This is a genomic window from Methylobacter svalbardensis (assembly GCF_037671525.1).
GTDB lineage: Bacteria > Pseudomonadota > Gammaproteobacteria > Methylococcales > Methylomonadaceae > Methylobacter_A > Methylobacter_A svalbardensis.
In genome coordinates this window covers 1-645 of the sequence record NZ_JAWPOH010000202.1, presented here as the reverse complement: position 1 = coordinate 645, position 645 = coordinate 1, and the positions used below count along the sequence as shown (strand labels likewise).

The window sequence follows — 645 nt, the reverse complement described above, 5'->3', positions numbered from 1 at the left end:
GAGTTCAAATACTCACTCACCAACTGTTGGTGACGCTTTGCCAAGCGAGGATCGAGGTCTAATAACTTTTTTTATATTCATGGCGTATGTTACTACTTTTGTGCTTTAAGTTGTGTAGATAGCTATGCCTAAAGAGAGAGAAATTGCGTAGCAACAATCTGAATTTTTTTTCAATGAATGATCGGTATCAACTAAATACATATCTTCATTGACTCCAAATGCACTTAGTGGGATACAGCGCTGCTAGGCGCTTAGAAATTTATCACGCTTTCTAATCTTCCAAAATAATGGTTTCACACATTTGCAAGAAAAATCTGAGATAAAGTATGCAATCTGTAATATTCTAACCCGATTTCTCCCCGTGCTTTCCAGGCGCCGCATTGACTATTGTTACCCGACAAAATCAATCTCAGCGTACAGAACATGCAGGTTTGTGTGATTGGAACAACATGATGTTAAAAATAAATTTTTTGTTGTTTCCAATACTGATTGCTGATTTCAAAAGGCAGACCTTAGCCCATCTCCTTACACACAAGTTGTTAAGATTTAGTAAAGTAGAATCATTTTAGCTATGAATTGGGCAAATACAGAATTTCGTAATTTAGATTTAGGTGATAAACGACTAAAGAATAGAGCCATAAAGCT

Annotated in this window: 1 protein-coding gene; it reads left to right on the top strand. The window is 36.1% G+C overall.

Going from position 1 to position 645, the window contains the following annotated elements:
* Positions 1–571: 571 nt before the first annotated feature.
* The coding region (locus RW114_RS21140) for an IS4/Tn5 family transposase DNA-binding protein (protein ID WP_422614835.1) at positions 572–645 on the top strand (74 nt) is incomplete at its 3' end.